The sequence below is a fragment of the Peribacillus frigoritolerans genome (genome assembly GCF_030676415.1).
Lineage (GTDB): Bacteria > Bacillota > Bacilli > Bacillales > DSM-1321 > Peribacillus > Peribacillus frigoritolerans_A.
In genome coordinates this window covers 1-300 of record NZ_JAUUTW010000125.1, presented here as the reverse complement: position 1 = coordinate 300, position 300 = coordinate 1, and the positions used below count along the sequence as shown (strand labels likewise).

The 300-nt window shown below is 37.0% G+C and carries 1 pseudogene; it reads right to left on the bottom strand.

The features are described from left to right. Window positions 1-252, bottom strand: a pseudogene (locus tag Q8G36_RS28735) (transposase); the annotation flags it as partial. Window positions 253-300 lie beyond the last annotated feature (48 nt).

Here is a 300-nt window from a genome sequence, read left to right as displayed (position 1 = left end):
TTCAGCTTCTTCAATCGTTTTACGCATGGAACGAATACCGAAGGTATACTGAATGAATGTCAGTTTAACTAAAATAACTGGATCAATACTTGGGCGTCCTACCTCTGAATACATATCTTTCACCAAGACGTAAATGAAAGTGAAGTCAATGGAAGCCTCCATTTTACGAACCTAATGGTTCGCCGGCACCAGTTGATCTAAAGTAATCATTTCAAGTTGATCTCGCTGAATAGAATGATGTTTCGAAAGCATCCTCATCACCTCAAGTTTTAATCGTTCTATTTTAAAACAAAAAAGACT